Here is an 18,000-nt window from a genome sequence, read left to right as displayed (position 1 = left end):
CTGTGCTGAAGCTCTTTTAAGTAAAATAACATGGCTTCAGAATTAAATCTAAAAGACTAGACTAAATCCATGTCTTATATATCCTTATTTCAAATCGTTAAAAATATCCAATAACTGTGCAATAATCTTGTCAGAAGCTACTTCTTCTACCCTATTGGTGGAAAGCCAGGTTTCATAACCTCCCAATTTATGTTGAGCAGGGGTAGGAAGATAACCATAAAGACCATTGGCCAAGGCTATGGTAAAATGATCTTTCATTGGACTTTTTTGTTTCAACTCTAAGCCTATCTCTACAAAGGTCTCAAAAGGTATGGCGCCAATACTTAAGTCTCCAATTTTAAAAGCTTGAATAATTACATCAATATCATCCGGGAAAGTTTCCATCTGCTTAATCCGCTTGGCATAGGTTTTTTCAAGGCTATGCCTTCCTTTTACTGACTCTGGTCTGGCATTTACTTCCTCAACAAACTTGGCCAATTCGGGACTAGGTCTACGTACCTTTAGTTTTAATTGAGCTTGTTTGGCACTTAATGGTACCCAATCCTGATAGCTGATATCCTGATAACCTTTCATCACTGCATTCGCTACATCATCAGCCACCACCTTCATCTTACCATAGGGAGGATGCTTTACATTAGGTCCACGAAAGTTGATATTGTTAATGTCGCCTGAAGTACCATTGGACATCATGGCAACAAAGCCCGGATTCTGACGGTCAGCGCCCAGTAATTCCTGTATTTTGTCAGCAAACATACCAAAATAATCTGCAGAGATATGCCCCTTAGGAACACCTCCCACATAATGAAGGGAATAATTGGCAAGTAAAGCCAAAGGTCTTCCATCTATTGCTTGAATGGATATGTAGGATACTTCCGGATCTGTAGGACCAGCAGGCTCCAAAAGGTCTGGGTTACCTACGCCTGGATTCATTTTGGCAATATCAGTACCACCCAAAGGATTTGGCACAGGTGTACCTGGTTTCATTTTCCACCTTCTGTTGAATACATGCTGGGGAACATCCACCGACCCCCAACCTATCTTAGCAGGCTCAAGGTTTCTTAAAGCGATTTGTACTCCATCTGAAATTCTGGAAGCCATAAAGGATTGGTATTCATCTAATGGCTCATCAGCATGCCATTCTCTCCCTTTGTCTCCTACTCCCCTGGCACTTGTGGCCGAATGGGTATGGGTAGAAGCAATTAGGACATGTGATGCAGGAATGCCAGTAGCTTCCTCAATGGTTTGCTTGGCTGCATCAAAAACCTTTTGATCGACCCCTACATTGTCCACAGTTACCACTACCAATTTGGTTTCACCATCATCCATAACAATACTTCGGGCATACAATTCATCATGTACGTATTCTGCAGGAGGGGAATTCCAATTCCCAATGATTGGGCCACCTAATTTAGGGGTAATATTACTCTTGTGGGCTCCTGCCTGGAAGGACCTATTCCCTTGAGAAAATGCGGGGACACAAACCATGTAGGTCAAAAACACCATACAAATGGTCAATCCGTGTAGCCTTATGTTCCTCCCGAACAGCATAAAATCTTTTGATAGAATCTTTTTCATAGCTTATTAATATTTAAGATGGGTCAACTTGTTTGTAGGCTTCCAGAACAGCCAAATCGCCAGCTTTTCCTGGCATTCTAGAACTATGTTCAAGGCCTAAAAAGCCTCTATATCCTTTGTCCCAGATATGTTGCAATAAATTTTTGTAATTGATTTCCCCAGACATGGGTTCAAAACGACCAGGTGTGTCACCTATCTGAAAATAGGCAATTTGATCCCAGGCATAATCAATGCTAGGTATTAAATTCCCTTCCTGAATCTGCACATGGTACACGTCACAAAGTAATTTCACACTAGGACTATCCACAGCCTTGGCCATGGCATAGGACTGTGGCAAAGAATGTAGAAACATGCCAGGATGGTTTATTTTATGGTTCATGGTTTCCATTACCATTACCAATCCATGGGGTTCGTAGATTTCGGCAACCCGCTTCAAGAGCTCTGTGGCATTGGCCAATTGAAAGTCCCAGGGTAATCTTGGATCAGCCATTCCAAGTACATTGTGAATAAATTTGGTGTTCATCCGCTTGGCAACTTCCACAGAAGCCCTGACTTCTTTAAGCACATTGTCTCTGATGCTTTCATCCCGTCCAGCAAAGGTTACCTGCTTGAAATCCATGGTCCCTACAAACTGTCCGAAATCCATCCCCAGTTTTTGGAGGGTGTTACTGATCTTGTTTTGTTCTTCCAATGGACGTCTTTGCAAAAAGGTGCATTCCCATGCGTGAAATCCATTGTCATGCCCCCACCTTATCTGGTCTTCCGGCGCCTTTCCGGCCACATCGGCAAACAGCCCAAAATCGGGTGAAAATTTCATATTAAAAGGACTGGCCTTTGCTACAGCTTCTCTACCTAATGGCAAACTAAGCCCCGCAAAAGTAGCGGCACCTGCAACAAGGCTATTCTTAAAAAAAGTTCTCCGTTTCATAGTATTGGTTTATTTTGGGTTTAAATCAAGGAGTCAGGTTGCCAAAATACTTGACAGCATGGGTGACATCTTCAAGATTATCCTCCATTTTATGTTCACATTCCGCATAGACTTCCCCATCAAATCGCTGCCTTTGAAGCTCTTGAACCACACCTTCAAAGTCAATCACTCCTTCACCTACCATCACATCCTTAGCGGATTGTTTGGAAGCATCAAGGTCCTTAAGGTGAATGCTGATCAAATGGCCTTCCAGCTTTTTAAGGCTTTCTACAGCTTCAAGACCACTTCTAGTCCAATGTCCCAAATCTCCACAGGCCCCGAAATTCGGATGGTTCTTGATGGCGGATAGGACTGAATCCGGATGCCAGTAAATACTTCCGGCCTCCCTTGAATGCTGGTGCAAGGCTATTTTGATCTTATACTCTCCGGCAAGTTTATCCACCATGTCCCAATGCTCTCTTTTAGGTTCAGCTACCAGGTATTCAATTTTCAAGGATTTAGCCAACTCAAAAGCTTTTTCCCAACCTTCTTTGTCTTGTGCTTTGCCCACATACATGGATTTCATCTTCAACCCATTCTGCTTCAAAAGTTTTCTAACTTTTTTCGCATCTGAAGGTACCAGTTCATTCATGGTTTTATCACCAAAATCTGAACCTAACTTGTGAAAATCAAAGCCTTCCACAAATTTTACTCCCGCAGTTTTTGCCTTTTCCAATGTGGTAGGAAAAGGAAACCTATTGAAGGAATACAAGGCCACGCCGATGTTCCAGTCACTTTTTCTAACTGACCATTCCTGTGCAGGATTTTTCACCATGCTTGCCAAACCAAGCAAGAGTACTGGCAAAGCCATAAACACCCAATATTTTTTTAACATAGTCTTCTATTTTACTAATGATGTATAAATTTTCTCTTTATTCTGAATTTCTAATAAAGGCCATCAGGTCAGCGATTTTTTGCTGGTCGAGCTGTTCAGCCAAGCCTGGCATCAACGACAGTTGCATTCCTGTTATGGATTCTATGTCCTGCCTGTTTATGGTTTTTTCTACACCTGGGGAAATCCTTAGACTTATCGCCGCTGAAGTTTCATTCATGATCATCCCCTGTATGGTTTCTCCATCTTTAAGCATCACTTCCCATAAATCAAAGCCTGGAGCGATAGATAAATTGGGATCCAGAATATTGGCCATAAGGTCTTTTGGATGCCAGTTGTGCAATGTTCCAAGATCAGGTCCAAAAGCCACTCCACTTTTTCCTCTAAATTGGTGGCAAAGGGCACAATTTTCTATGTACACTGATTTTCCGGCAATAGGATCTCCATTTATTTCCAAAGCCTTCTGGTACCGCTTATTGATTTCCTCTCCTTCATCCTTAGTCAATAGTTCTCTTGCAAAATTACGCGTGGCTTCATCACCATTGTTCATAAGCCTTACCCTCATTTTCCAGCCAATCGCTGCTGTGGGAATTTCACCATCTTTTAGCGCCTCAAGCAATAATTTGACCCGCTCGGATTCGCTCATAAAGGTTCCCAATGCAACATCCCTTATTTCAGGGGTCAGGGAATTCCATTTGGCAAGAACATATTCAGGCACTTCTGTTCCTTTAATATTCCCCAAGGCTTGCATGGCTGCGATTTGCAATACAATCGGTTCAGTAGTAGCAATAATTCCTTTTAACTGTCCGGCATAAGGGCTTACATTTCCCTCTGGTAAGAACCTTAAGACTTCTGCTCTTCGGCTCTCAGGAATAGACTGATCAGTAGCTATAGCCATGGCTTTGTCCATGCTGGCTTGAAGCAAGTTCTCGTCCTTGAAATCCAAGGTTTTAATCAAGTTCAAAGCAGATTTTCTAAGCTTAGCATCCGGGTGCTCAAAAAAGGCCAGTACAATTTTATCCAGATAATTTGTCAAAATCTCCTCATTCTCTTCATTTCGTTTGACACCATCGGCTATGCCATTCAGCACTGCGGCTTCCCATCCTTTATTTCCTGATAAGTCCAGGGCTTTTTGCAGCATGTTTTCTGCTTCTCCATCATTTTCATTTGCAGTAATCATGGCCGTTAATCGCCTAATCAGACTACCATAAGCAGGTTGATCCTTGTCAAAACGGCTGAGCACTGTGCGAAGCAAAGGCATGTTTTGAGAGGAAGATGCCGACAGGGCTGCTATCTGAACCCATTCATCTGACAAGTCCTGAAACAGCAATTCTTCAGCAACTTTCGTCGCTTCAGGGGTATCAATAAATCCTAAGGTACAGAGTAGTTGAAACCTTACCCTGGCATTGGGGTCTGTTTTTAATTTTAATAATTCGGTAATTAAATCATTGGATTCGCTGAGGTGCATTTCAGCAAGCTTGATGGCATTTTCCCTAACACCTGCTTCAGGATCATTTAGCGCATCGATGATAAGCTCAGTACTTAGGCCTTTCAAACCCTCTAAAGTCCACAAAGCATGCAATCGTCCTTCGGCCGAATCTTGATTTTTGGCCATCTTTTCCAAATCTGGAATTACCTCCTGACTTTGGGCGGTAACCAAGAGTCTTTGCGCATTGTTTCTCCACCAATTGTTTTTACTGGCAAGATGTTGAACCCATTCCTGAGGACTTTCCTTGCCTAATGTTAAACCTGAAGACCAATCTGCTTTTCCAGCTCCCTCGGGGGTAATTCTAAAAATTCTCCCCATCCCTACTCCATCAGAAAGCCCACCAGCAGCAACAGCTTCATCAGACATCCACTCGGGATGCTCAATAATTCTACGATAATAATCCAACACATACAATGCACCATCAGGGCCTACATACATGTTTACTGGTCTGGACCAAGAATCTTTTGAGGCCAAAAATTCTTTGTTATCTCTCAACCTTTCGGCAACGAAAGTAGCCCCTTTCTCCTTCAAAATATCCACATGCACCAAGTTACTCACGGATTCAGCCACAAAAACTGCCTTGTCAAATGGGGCTGCAAACGCACCGCCAAGATAGGCCGTAATACCACTGGAAGAAGTCGTCAGCCCAACTGGGGTAAAAAGCTGACGATCTGGGTTAGTGGTTATTTGAAAGACTTCTGTTTCCTTTCCATGATCCGAGATGGATTCACTTGCGTTGGAAACGAGTAAGCCTGGGTTTCGGGAAAGGTAAGGTGCGGCAATGACTTCGTGGTAAATATGGTTTTGATTGTGTGTCAATAAATACCTCCCCCAACGGTCAAAGGTATGGCCAAACTGGGAACGTGTGGAAGCCAACTCTGCCACCTGAATATCAGGTTTAAATCTAACAGAATGGCCATTGGCATTTTTAGGTAGTTCTGTACCTTCAGGGGTGTTGGGAAAAACAATGGCGGAACCTTTGTCACCAAACTCAGCCTCATATTTTCTTGTACCAATATGCCCCAGGTGAGATAAATGGATCCAATTGTCTATTCCATAAACAGGATTGTTGACATTTACATGTGGATTGGACAAGGAGAATCCGGTCATTATGGTTTCCCGAATATCAGCCACCCCGTCCCCATCGGTATCTTCCAAGTACAAAACATCTGGGGCATCTGTTACCAAAACTCCCTTTTTCCATCTCAAAATACCATTAGGCAATACCAGGTTGTCCGCGAAGATTGTTCGCTGGTCCATTACCCCATCTTCATCTGTATCGGACAACAATGCGATCCTTCCGGTACCACTTTTATCAATGGGGTATCCTGGCATTTCCACCACGTACATTCTCCCAAATTCATCTATTTCCATGTCCACGGGATCCATTACCATGGGTTCATTGGCTATTATCTCCATTTGAAAACCAGGTGCAAGCTCAAAAGAAGCAATAGCATCCTCTGGAGCAATGGATCCATCTGAAGCCGAATTGGCCCCTTTCTCTCCACAACCAGGCAGGCAGCAGACAGCGGTAAGGCATAAAAAAGTAAACGTATTACTAAGTATTGTTTGTTTCATTATTTATTAGGGTAAAAGCTCCATTGGCTAAGGTTTGTAGATGGATGAACTTATAATTTTTTCTTTAGGCGAACTTCCTCTTTTTCCTCCCAAAAACTATCTATAATTTCGATGGTACGATCAACTAAAAGTTGCCCGCCTTCAGCACCAACTACATTACTTTGGCAAACTGCACTATAGCCTCCACCAGCAATGGCCTTTTCGGTAGGTAAATAGGTGCCCGGGCCAGCCAGCTGTATGACAAAGGTTTGAATGGCTTTGCTTCTAGCTTGAATGCGGATACCATAATCGGTAAACAATTCAAATTGATTGGTAGCGATGGCGGCGTCTCCAATTCTTAGAACATGAATCTCTGATGCATAGGTCGCTTCAGGATTTTTCTGCTGTGCTTTGTACCTTTTTAAGACATCTCCAAACCAAGTCATCTTTGCATAAAGCAATGGCTTTTTACTAGGATCTGCTGCAATTTGATCCTGACAATCTTTGACTACTTTCTCCGATTCAATGTATTCTTCTTCGGTGATGATTCGCATAGGAAGTTCCAGGTTTTCAGTTTCGTGAAAAAAGGCAACATTACTATGACGGTCATTTTTCACGATTTCATAGGTGTTTTCCACTGCCCTGATAATGCGTTCAGCGATGTCATCCATACGGGTCTTTTGAGAAAGCTTCTCCATTCTTGCCAAACCGGCTTTTCGGTACATACTATGTGGTGATTGGTCTCCGGCAGCGCCTATCCATCCCAATACACTTACCTCATTTCCAAAGCGCGCTTTTAGTTTTTCTCTTACTGGATGCCAATAATCTGCATTCACAGTAGTTTTATGCTCAAACTCCTGTGCAGGACAGGCTACATCTACACTCATTGCCAACAACTCATCCGCATCGTTCCAGAAGAACAAAGCATTCATGTCATGGTCTTCATAACCTTCAAGGTTTTGAAATTCGTCTTTGTTGGTATTCCCATACATTACACTGGTACCGTCTTTGTAGACCGTTCGTCGATTGTAACCTACCGCTGTACGTTCCATCCCCCAGGTTACGCTTCCTTTGCTACGATTTTCCCAAGCTTCAACAATGCCATCTGCTACATTTCTTACAAATAATGCCCTGTAATCCTTCACCTTGGTCACTCCTTGTTCAGGTATAGGGTAGATAAAGGAAGATTCTTCCAAATCATCCTCCAAAACCGGTGCAGTATGGGTGTGGGTTGCACTTACGATGATTTTGTTTACATTAAAGCCAGGAATTCGTTTGGCAACTTCATCCCTAAGCTCCTGGCGCAAACGGGCAGAAATATACACCAAGTCACAGGAAACAAAAACTGCGGTATCCAATCCAGCCTGACCATCTCTTGATTCAATGGCCACTATACCTGCATACAAAGGGGTGTCCGCCGTTTCTGCAATTCTCATATGAAACTGGCCCATAAGTGCCACGGGTAACTCGGGGCTAATGTCTGCTGTAGCTGCTCCCAGATACAGATCATTGGCTTGTAATGGCCCATTCAACCAAAAGGCCATGGCCAGTAACACACATAATCTCACCATAATATTATTGTTTAACTATTTAACTTATTTGTTCCACAATTTATCAATCACCTGCACGGTCCTGTCTACCAATACCTGTCCTCCTTCGGGACCTACTATATTGCTATGGATGATTGCACTATAAGCCCCACCATTTACGGCACGCTGTGTCGGTAAATAAGAACCCCAATCTGAGCTTCCGGCAAGCTGTATCACGAAAGTTTGCAAAGCTTTGCTTCTGGCAATCATTCGAATGCCAAAGTCCGAAAACAGTTCGAATTCATTGGTACAGATGGCGATGTCTCCCAACCTGATTACATGAAGGTCCATTGAATACAATTGTTTTGGGTTTTCCAATTGCTTCTCGTAGCGTTTCACCGTTCTTTCCTGCCAGTTCATCATGCGGTAAAGTGCATCCGCTGCCTTGGGATCCTCGGCTATTTGTTCTTTTGCATTTTTGACAAAAGCTTTAGCTTCCAAATAGTTTTTTTCAGTGACCCATCTCTCAGGTAATGGCAATTCCTCTACATGATGCTCAAACAAGGGCGCTGAATGCCTTTCTTCTGACACTGCGTCAAAAGATTCATCTACTGCCAGAATTATTCTTCGAGCCAGTTCTTCTGTTCTGCTAAGCTTTCTCAGGTTTCGCATCCTGTCATCGGCATCTTTTCTGTACCTCATATGGGGCGTAATGTCACCTGCAGCAGCGGCCCATCCCAATACATTCACATCCTTTCCATATTTTTCCTTAAGGCCTTCTCGTACCGGATGCCAGTAATCTGCATTGACAGCATAGCGGCCTTCCACTTCCTGAGAAGGACTTGCTACCCCTACAACCATGGATACTAACTTACCCTTTTCATCCCAAAAAAATAATGTATTGACATTGTGGTCCTCTGAACCTTCAAAACTTCTAAATTCAGGTAAATTGGTTTTACTACTCATGCCGGAAGTACCATCCGAATAAACTATTCGTCTATTATAACCTGCCACAGCATAGCCCATTCCCCAAGCCACAGATCCTGGAGCCCTGTCGCTCCAAGCTTCAACAATGGCAGTGCTCACTTTATCCACAAAGAATTTGCGATAATCCTTGACCTGAGTAACCCCTGTTTTAGGAATCAAATATTCCCCCTCTAGTGCTAAAACAGGTGCTGTGTGCGTATGGGTAGCATTGAGGAAAATTTTGTTCTCGTCTATTTCCGGCAATTGCTTTTTCACCCTTTGCCTCACAAGTGCAACCAAATCAGTAGGGATATACAGGGCATCACATGAAACGATGATGGCAAGATCTCCTGAGCTTCCTCTGGTTTCCATTACCAATACTGTTGCTGTCAATGGGGTTTCCGCTACTTCAGCAATCCTAAGATGGAATTGACCTGTAACGGCAACAGGCAATTCTGGTGTAATGTCTACCGTCCTAGCCCCTATATATAGTTGTGAGGCCACAACAGGGGCAACTAGAAAAAGGGTTAAGCAAGTAACTATTGCTATTTTATTGAAAATTTTCTTTACCATTTTACTGCAATTCAAATTTGAAGCTTATAAATACCAATCATTTTCCAGATTAATCCGGCCAAAGCTTATTGATCATTGCTACAGACCAGTTCACCAAAATCTGTCCTCCTTCAGGACCTACTTCGTTGCTCTCCACAATTGCAGAATAATGACCACCACGAACGGCTTCTTTGGTCGGTAGGTAATTACCTGGCCCCACCAATTGAAGCACAAAGGTCTGCATGGCATTGCTTCTTGCTTTCATTTGAATACCATATTCAGTAAATAGTTCAAATGGATTGGTACATACCACAACATCACCAATTCTCAAAGCATGAAGCTCTACCGGATACATAGGTTGTGGATTTGATTTCTGAATTTCATATCGGTCTACTACTTTGCTGTACCAGACAATTCTACGGCTGAATATTTGAGCACTCTCAGTATCTTTCATGTCCTCGGCCCTCATTTTTAGCGCATGATTGTATTCTGTTTCGGTCACCAAGCGCATTGGAAGCTCAATATTATTCACCTCATGCTTCATCACAGGAGCATCATGCTTGTCAATTTTTACCGTTTCGTAGGTTTCATCTACTGCACATATAATTCTTCCAGCGATCTCATTTAAGTGGTATTCATTTCTGAAATTTACATCACCAGAATGTTCAGCAAAATCAGGACTCTTTTTTTCATTGCGCAAAGCGATCATCCTCCACTCTGCAAATTCATCATATCTAGGTCTAGGCGTTTGGTCACCTGCTGCACCTATCCATCCTGCCACTACCAATTGCTGGCCATATTTTTCCTTAAGGCCTTCACGAACAGGGTGCCAGTAGTCGGCATTTACTGTAGACCTATTTTCCACTATTTGTGCCGGACTAGGTACATTGATACAAGTGGCTACAAATTCTCCTTTTTGGTTCCAAAAAAACAAAGATTGAATGGCCTGATCTTCAAAGCCTTCGACTTTAATGAAATTTGCTTCATGAGTACGCCCATACATTTTAGCTGTACCATCTTCATATACTGCTCTTCTATTGTAGGCTACTTTTGCATGGCTAATGCCCCAAGAAACACTACCTCTTTCACGTTTATTGTAAGCAGTAACAATGGTTTTAGCCACCTTATCTGACACAAATTTCAAATAATCCTTTACCTGTGTAACTCCTTCAGGAATATTGTATCGATTGTCTCTCACAACACCTCCAGTGTGGGTATGGGTGGCGTTTATTATTATTTTTTTGGTATCTAAACCAGGCAGGCTTTTTTTCACCTGATTTTGGATCATTTCTTTTAATTCTGTGGGTATGGTTACCATATCACAGGATACCAATACTGTCGTGGTCTCCCCTTTTGATTCCAAAACAATGACATTGGCTGTCAATGGGGTTTCAGCAACTTTTGCTATACGGACTGTCATCTGACCATCTACAGCTACAGGTAGTTTAGGGGTAATGTCCACGGCGGCTGCTCCTACGAACAAATCCTGACCAAAAACGCTATTTGGTAGTAACTGGAAAGCAGTAAAAACAGTGAAGAATGAGATGGCTAAAAATAGGTTTTTCTTAAAATTTAAAACTCGAAAATCGATATGCGTTTGTTTTTCCATAATGATAAATTAATGATTTAATTTATTTATCAGATCCGTTTTTATATGAAACCGTGGTTTATATCCATGGCTGAAACTTTTCTGATTAAAGCGGTAATGTTAAGCTTACCACATGGTATTAATAATCGAAAGCGTTTCAGCTACCAATTCATCCCCTCCTTTAGGGCCCATAAGTGTGCTCGCCGGAACAGCACCATAAGCACCTCCTTCTATGGAACGTTTGGTAGGTAAATAAGAACCTGATCCTGTTAATTGCACAATAAAAGTTTGAATGGCTGGGCTCTGCGCCTTCATTTGCATCCCATAATCAAGGTAAAGCTCAAATGGATTTGTTGCAAAAACAGCATCACCAATCCTTACAACATGCACTTCTATGGGCATTTTAGGCTGGACTTTTTCCAACTCAAACCTTTCAGATACTACCAAACCTCTTCTTAGCTTGCTGTAACTGATAGTGATGGCCTTGTACCACCTTGGCGTTTTTATTATTGAGGGATTGTCGCGCAGCTCAGCTTTTAATTTTTCATATTCTGACTTCCAGGTTTTAGCCTCCTTAGTGGCCTTCGCTACATCCTCTTTGCTAAGGAGACGTCTGGAAAGTGGCACCAATTTCATTTCATGTTTGAACTCAGGAGACCATTCTATATTGGCCTTCATGACTGGAAATAGATCGATGACTTCATCAGCTATTCGCTTGGCAATTTGCTTGCGTTGACCAAGACTTCCTCTGCCTGTCCCTTCTTCATCAAAGCCTAAGAGTTGTTGCATCCGTTCTTCGGCCTTGGAGCCGACCATTACATGAGGAGATTGGTCACCTGCCGCACTGGCTTGTGCCAAAACATATACTGATTCACCTAAACTTTTTCGTAAAGCCTCTTTGGTGTCATGCCAAAAGTCTGCTGACAATTTGTAAGAATGTTCACTTACTTGTGAAGGTGATGCTATATTGATAATTACACCGGTCAATTGCTTATTTATATCCCAGAAATACATCAGGTTTAAGCTATGGTCCTCATGTCCTTCTATATGACTAAATTCAGTTGAATTGGTATTACCATACATCCGAGATTTGCCATGTTTGAGGGCCTGAAGTCTATTTAATCCCACAACAGCATGTCCAAGTCCCAGGCTCATTCCCCCAGGTTTCCTATTTTCCCATGCATTAATAACTCCATCAGCTATTTTGTCTGCTGCAAAGGGTATATAGTCTGCTGGGGACATTGCTGGTTTACCGTCTGCCATTTGTTCCAAGCTTACCCCATAAATGTCTTCGACAGCAGCTGTAGATGCCACGTATGGTGCCGCATGGGTATGGGTAGCATTAACAATTATTTGTTCTGGCCTAATAGCAGGAATTGCTTTGATAACCCTGTTTCTTATTTCATCCCGTAAATTGGCCGTAGTCCTCATTCCATCACTAATTCCCACCAGATCGCAACTTATCCAAATTGTTTTCTCAGCATTCTCGCCTCCTCCTGACTCAAGAGCTAAAATTGTAGCTGTAACAGGATCCATCACCCCTTCGGACAGTCTGGCATGAAATTGCCCAGCCACTAATACAGGCATATCAGGCGTTATGTTGGCTGTAGACCAGCCAACTTTTAAACTAATTTCATTTTCTGATTGTGCATACCCTTGAATTGAGATAAGAGATAAAAAAAGTAGGATTAAGACTTGGTGTTTTAAATAAATCATGTCAGGCTAAATTGATTCCAAAGAACAGTGTAGCAATAACTAATTTTAGTCATTGCCACACTGAATTTTTAATTGTATTTAAAATACTTAATTCTTCCTACTCCCATCCTGGATTTTGGGTTAGTTGGGGGTTTAATGAAAGCTCCTGAACAGGAATAGGGTATAAATACAATTTGTCATTCCATGTTCTGGTATTGCCAGGATAAATCACCCTGTATTCACCTGTTTCCGGATCCGTTGCCCCTACATATGTCAAAGGATTTTCTATGAGTTTACCGGCTTTCCACCTGACAAGGTCTTCCCATCGTGTTCCTTCTCCGGCAGTTTCAATCCTTCTCTCTCTACGGATCTCATTGATTAGAGGGGTCACAGGAACTTCCCAATTCGGCCAATTAGGGTCTTCAAAACCCACATCAACCATTAAATGAGGCATTCCTACTCTGTCTCTAAGAAGATTGATGCTATTGTCCAATACCTCCTGCGTAGCCTCTCCAAGTTCGGCTTTAGCTTCAGCATAGGTCACAAGGAGTTTTCCATACCTATAGGTAAAGACATCAATAGTAGTTTGATTTTGCAATCTGTCCACCTCATAAGGTGAGTATCCTTTTGTGATGTAATAACTTGTTGTCACATAGTTATTGTCAAATTCAGGCATGGTTCGGTAATCAACACTTCCATCAGAGTAAATTCTATAGGGACGATCTGGAACATAGATAGACTGTTTCATCCTTGGATCCCTGTCTACAAACTCTTCCTCAAAATTTTCATCTCCCTGATATAAAGGACTTAGAGCTATTGGAAGTCCATCTTTACTCAAATAGGACTGTACAAAGTCTTTAGTGTAACCTGTATGTGGTTCTCCTAATGACCTTACATTATTATGCATGCGGATTCCTTCTATAAACCTTTGGAAAAAAATGACTTCTGAATTACCAGTGAGGTTTTGTTGAACAAAAAGATCAAAATAATCTTGTTCTGGGTTACCTGTGGAATAAAGACTAAATCTACCAGAGTTAATTACTTCTTCAGCCGCCTCTGCCGCTTCAGCTAAAATCTCTTCATGATCACCCAAACCATGATACTTTCTAAAAGTCCCTTCAAAAAGACAGGCTTCTGCCTTGAAAGTAAGTGCTACATATTTGGTCAGTCGATTTTCACCCGATTCTTCAGGTAAATTCTCAATGGCAAAGTCCAAATCCATCAGCATATTTTCAAATACTACCTTTCTGGAATCCCTGGCTTTGACCAAGCCTTCGGAATCTGTTTGTAAATCCTCTTCATACCATGGAACATCTCCAAAACGTTCGATCATCTTTTGGTAATAAAAGGATTTGAAAAATCTTATCTCACCTTCATACCGCAGGACCAAGGCATCTTTTTCCATATCTGCTATTCTAGCCAAGGCATAATTGCAACGTCTAATCGGTTGCCAATCACTTTTGCCCCAACCTCCTCCAGTAGCAGGTATTACATATTCACCCCAAAGGTAAGAATTCCTATCACCAGGGGCATTGTTGTCCGATTTATCATCTTTTCTCCAATTAACTTGTGGATCTCTCAAGTCAATATAAAATTGATTGGCATAAAGCTCAAGATCTGTAGAGGTGCTCCAAAACTGGGCGTCACTAATTTGATCCAGGGGATACCTCTCCAAATATTCATCGTTACAAGCAGAAATTACTACAAGTAATAAAACAGAAATATATATAGTTATCTTTTTCACGATAGTATTATTTAGAAATTGATATTAGCACCTAAAGAAAATGACCTGTAAATTGGGTAATATTGGGCCCCATTCATTTCAGGGTCAGATAAATTCTTGTACTCGTGAATACCTGTAACTTCCCAGATATTATTTCCTGATACATACACCCTAACCAATTCCATTTTTGCTCTTTGCGTCAAAGCCTTAGGAAGTGTATAACCCAATGTCAACTGCTTTAATCTTAAATAAGAAGCGTTTTGAAGAAATCTGGTTTGAACAGCGGTAACATCAGAACCACCTGAGACCATTGGTCTTGGAAAGTAAGCATCAGGATTTTCTGGGGTCCAAAAATCCGAAAGTAATTTATTGTGCGCATTCCACTCACTGGTATAGCCACCTAACCAAAAGTTATTACTTAACCAAACATCACGTTTGGCTACGCCTTGGAAAAACACATCAAGATCAAAATTCTTCCACTGAAGATCTGTCTTCACGCCAAAGCTGTATCTCGGGGTATTGTTACCTATAATTCTTCTGTCTCCAGGATTTTCTAAGGTTCCATTGCCAGGAGAAATCTTGCCATCATTGTCAAGATCAGCAAACAATAAATCTCCTGCTTTTCTTTCTATTCCTACTAGGTTACTGTGGTCCAATTCTTGGGCTTCTGCATCTGTTTGGGCAATTCCTGTTGTAGTATAACCCCAGATCTCTCCTATTTGCATTCCCTCATAGTAGTCAGAGATTAATCCTACAGGATTGCTAAACCTGGTAATCTCAGAAGTATAATCAGAGAAAATGAAATTAACACCCCACCTTAAGTCATTGCTTTGTTGCCTCCAACCTATTGTCAAGTCCCAGCCTGTGGTTTTCAAATCCGCCGCATTTTCTCTGGGCTCACTTTCTGCTAGTACAGCCGGAAGTGTTTGAGACCTTGTCAACATGTTTTTTGTATCCCTACGGTATACGTCGAAAGAAGCATTCAACCGGTTTTGGTATAGGGTGAAATCCATTCCAAAGTTTCTTTGCGTTACAGTCTCCCAAGTTAAAGTAGGACTTACCAAACCTGGAGCATACACTGTCAAAGGTCTGTCATCATTCAACAAGTAGTTGACTGTTCCTGCACTAAAGGTCGCTATATAAGGATAATAACCTGGTACATTTTGGTTGCCTAGATTACCATAGGAAAGCCGTACTTTCATCATGTCAAAAGTACTATCCAGATTACCAAAGAACTCCTCATTATCAATTCTCCAACCTAAAGATAGGGAAGGAAAAAAAGCAAATCTGTCAGCTTTGGGGAATTTGGAAGAGCCATCATATCGCCCATTAAATTCCAAAAGGTATCGCCCATCATAATTATAATTAAAACGGGTAAAAGCACCTCTTATGGCATATTGTGAAGCCCCATCCCCTACGTAACGCTCTCCATAGGCCAAATTCATAAATGGTATAGACTCAACAGTTAGGTTTTCTCTTTTAGAGTAGAAATTCCTGGCATCAAGGTTTTCTTGATTAAAACCACCCATGATTTTAATATCGTGCTTACCAAAGGTATTCGCATAATCTGCATACGCATTGAGCACATAGTATTTATCATTGTAATTACTCTTAGTCACTTGGCTTGGATTCGTAAAAGGATAATAACCACTTACCGAACCATCTACGAAGTACATTGGCAATTTTTTATAATAATCCTCTTCTTCAGTGTTCTTAATATTGGATGTATATTCAAAATTGATCGTGGTATTTTTTATAGGAGTAAGTTGTAAGGAGCCTGTTAGCCAAGTATCTTGAATTTCTCTTTTCCTATGCCCTGCTTCTCTGTAAAATTGCACTGTATTAGGAACAGAGCCACTTGAAGCATAATTGCCATCTGGAAAATAAACCGGCCAATTGGCCCATTGGTGCCACTGGAAAGGGCTGTTTCCTTCAGGGAAATGATTGGTGGAATTATTTGGAGGAAAAATATGGTTGCTGTTGTTCATGGAAATTTTCGTTCCAATTTTAGCCCAGTCTGTAATTTTATAATTCAGATTTGTCATGAAATTGTAACGCTTGTATTTCTCATCAAACTGCTTATTTATCCCTTCCTGATACAGGTAATTAAGTGAGGTATAGTAATCAAACCTATCGTCACCTCCAGTTATACTAGCAGTATATTGACTCATAGGATAACTGTCTCTCATTAGCTCATCTGCCCAGTTGGTGTTACCACTCATCAACCATATATTCGAATTCTGAGGATCAGGGAATGCGGATGGTTGGGAAGGATCATTATAATGCGCGATTATTTTGTCTTGATAAACATCTGTAAACTGGTAATAAGGCACACCGTTTCTAGCAATATTGGCGGTATTCATGTAGTTCATTCGCTCCAGGGCATCCATGGTCTCAAATTGAACAACCGGTGTATTTACTGCAGTATTGAAAGAAAGTGAAATGGAGGGCTTGTCACTTTTACTTCCTGATTTTGTCGTAATCAAAATAACCCCGTAGGCTGCTCTTGCGCCATAGATAGCAGCAGAGGCAGCATCTTTAAGTACAGAAATACTTTCTATATCATTGGGATTGATAAGGTTTACATCCATTGGCACGTTGTTTACCAAGATAAGTGGGGAACCGCCATTTATGGAAGTAAAACCACGGACATTAAAAGTAGCACCTCCTCCTGGAGTTCCTGTATTCTGTGTAATATTAAGGTTGGAGATTTGCCCTTGAAGACCTTGTCCGATATTGGTTATGGGTCGATTCTCTAGTACTTCCTTACTTACACTTGAAACGGCTCCCGTAAGGTTTTCTTTCTTCTGAGTACCAAAGCCTGTGACTACTACTTCATCCAAAGCTCCAATTTCCTCTTCTAGTGTTATATTGATAATTGTTTGTTGTCCTACAACTACTCGTTGGGACTGAAATCCAATAAATGAATACACCAGGGTGGCACCTTCAGGAACCGTTATTGAATAATTTCCGTCAATATCTGAGGCAGTGCCTGTAGTAGTGCCTGGAATGGCTATGGTAACCCCTGGTAGTGGTTCTCCATTTTGATCTACTACCTTACCTGTAACTCTCACATCTGCTATTGCGGCTATGTCAACCTTTTCAGTTGCTCCTTCTTTAGCACTTAAGCGGACATGAATATTGTCGTTTACCTGAGTGAAACTCAGCTGAGTTTGCCGGGCAACATTCTCCAGAACTTTGTAAACTGAAGTGTTTCTCTGGCTGATGGTCACTTTTTGATTTAAACTGATCATGTCATCATTGTAGGTAAACTTAAAATCAGTTTTAGCTTCTATGTTTTTAAAAAACCGCAACAAAGTTTTCTCCTTTAAATCTAGTGACACTTTGACTTCATCAATAGTTTTCCTCTGTGCATTGCCGGTATTAGCCATCAATACAGTGCAGAAAATCAATTGAATGGTAAAGCCATAAAATAATCTTTTGGACACCATAATAAGTTGTCTCAGTATATATTTATTCATAATATTGTATGGTTTAAGTTTTAGACGACTTAACTATTGCCTCCC

10 protein-coding genes are annotated in these 18,000 nt (G+C 41.4%); all 10 read right to left on the bottom strand.

The genetic code is table 11. The annotated features are described in order from the left end of the window. Positions 1-84 precede the first annotated feature (84 nt). The 10 genes from CA2015_RS18425 to CA2015_RS18380 all read right to left on the bottom strand — a co-directional run bounded on the left by CA2015_RS18425 (position 85) and on the right by CA2015_RS18380 (position 17,955). Entirely contained in the window at positions 85-1,575 is a 1,491-nt protein-coding gene (locus CA2015_RS18425) for a hypothetical protein (RefSeq protein ID WP_084011888.1), read from the bottom strand. Positions 1,576-1,588: 13 nt separating this feature from the next. After that, on the bottom strand, positions 1,589-2,503 hold the full coding sequence (locus CA2015_RS18420; RefSeq protein WP_048643226.1) for a hydroxypyruvate isomerase family protein: 915 nt from the start codon (positions 2,501-2,503) through the stop codon (positions 1,589-1,591). Positions 2,504-2,528: 25 nt separating this feature from the next. Next, the gene (locus CA2015_RS18415; protein WP_048643225.1) at positions 2,529-3,377 is read right to left on the bottom strand and encodes a sugar phosphate isomerase/epimerase family protein; all 849 of its coding nucleotides are present in this window, start codon (positions 3,375-3,377) and stop codon (positions 2,529-2,531) included. Positions 3,378-3,414: 37 nt separating this feature from the next. After that, on the bottom strand, positions 3,415-6,441 hold the full coding sequence (locus CA2015_RS18410; protein WP_048643224.1) for a PVC-type heme-binding CxxCH protein: 3,027 nt from the start codon (positions 6,439-6,441) through the stop codon (positions 3,415-3,417). Between the two features lie 50 nt (positions 6,442-6,491). Then, complete coding sequence (locus tag CA2015_RS18405; protein WP_048643223.1) at positions 6,492-7,991, bottom strand: hypothetical protein; 1,500 nt, start codon at positions 7,989-7,991, stop codon at positions 6,492-6,494. A gap of 24 nt (positions 7,992-8,015) precedes the next feature. After that, positions 8,016-9,488 (bottom strand): hypothetical protein, encoded by a 1,473-nt coding sequence (locus CA2015_RS18400; RefSeq protein ID WP_053086709.1) that lies wholly within the window; start codon positions 9,486-9,488, stop codon positions 8,016-8,018. 49 nt (positions 9,489-9,537) lie between these two features. Further along, complete coding sequence (locus CA2015_RS18395; RefSeq protein ID WP_048643222.1) at positions 9,538-11,076, bottom strand: hypothetical protein; 1,539 nt, start codon at positions 11,074-11,076, stop codon at positions 9,538-9,540. Positions 11,077-11,181: 105 nt separating this feature from the next. Next, positions 11,182-12,771 carry a hypothetical protein gene (locus tag CA2015_RS18390; protein WP_048643221.1) on the bottom strand — a complete coding sequence of 530 codons (1,590 nt, stop codon included), beginning with the start codon at positions 12,769-12,771 and terminating at the stop codon, positions 11,182-11,184. A 97-nt stretch (positions 12,772-12,868) separates the two neighbouring features. Continuing rightward, on the bottom strand, positions 12,869-14,494 hold the full coding sequence (locus CA2015_RS18385) for a RagB/SusD family nutrient uptake outer membrane protein (protein ID WP_048643220.1): 1,626 nt from the start codon (positions 14,492-14,494) through the stop codon (positions 12,869-12,871). An 11-nt stretch (positions 14,495-14,505) separates the two neighbouring features. After that, positions 14,506-17,955 carry a TonB-dependent receptor gene (locus CA2015_RS18380; protein ID WP_084011886.1) on the bottom strand — a complete coding sequence of 1,150 codons (3,450 nt, stop codon included), beginning with the start codon at positions 17,953-17,955 and terminating at the stop codon, positions 14,506-14,508. Between the last annotated feature and the right edge of the window lie 45 nt (positions 17,956-18,000).

Origin of the sequence: Cyclobacterium amurskyense (assembly GCF_001050135.1) — a bacterium.
Classification (GTDB): Bacteria; Bacteroidota; Bacteroidia; order Cytophagales; family Cyclobacteriaceae; genus Cyclobacterium; species Cyclobacterium amurskyense.
The sequence above is the reverse complement of the archived record's forward strand: the minus strand, read 5'-3'. Positions and strand labels throughout refer to the sequence as shown.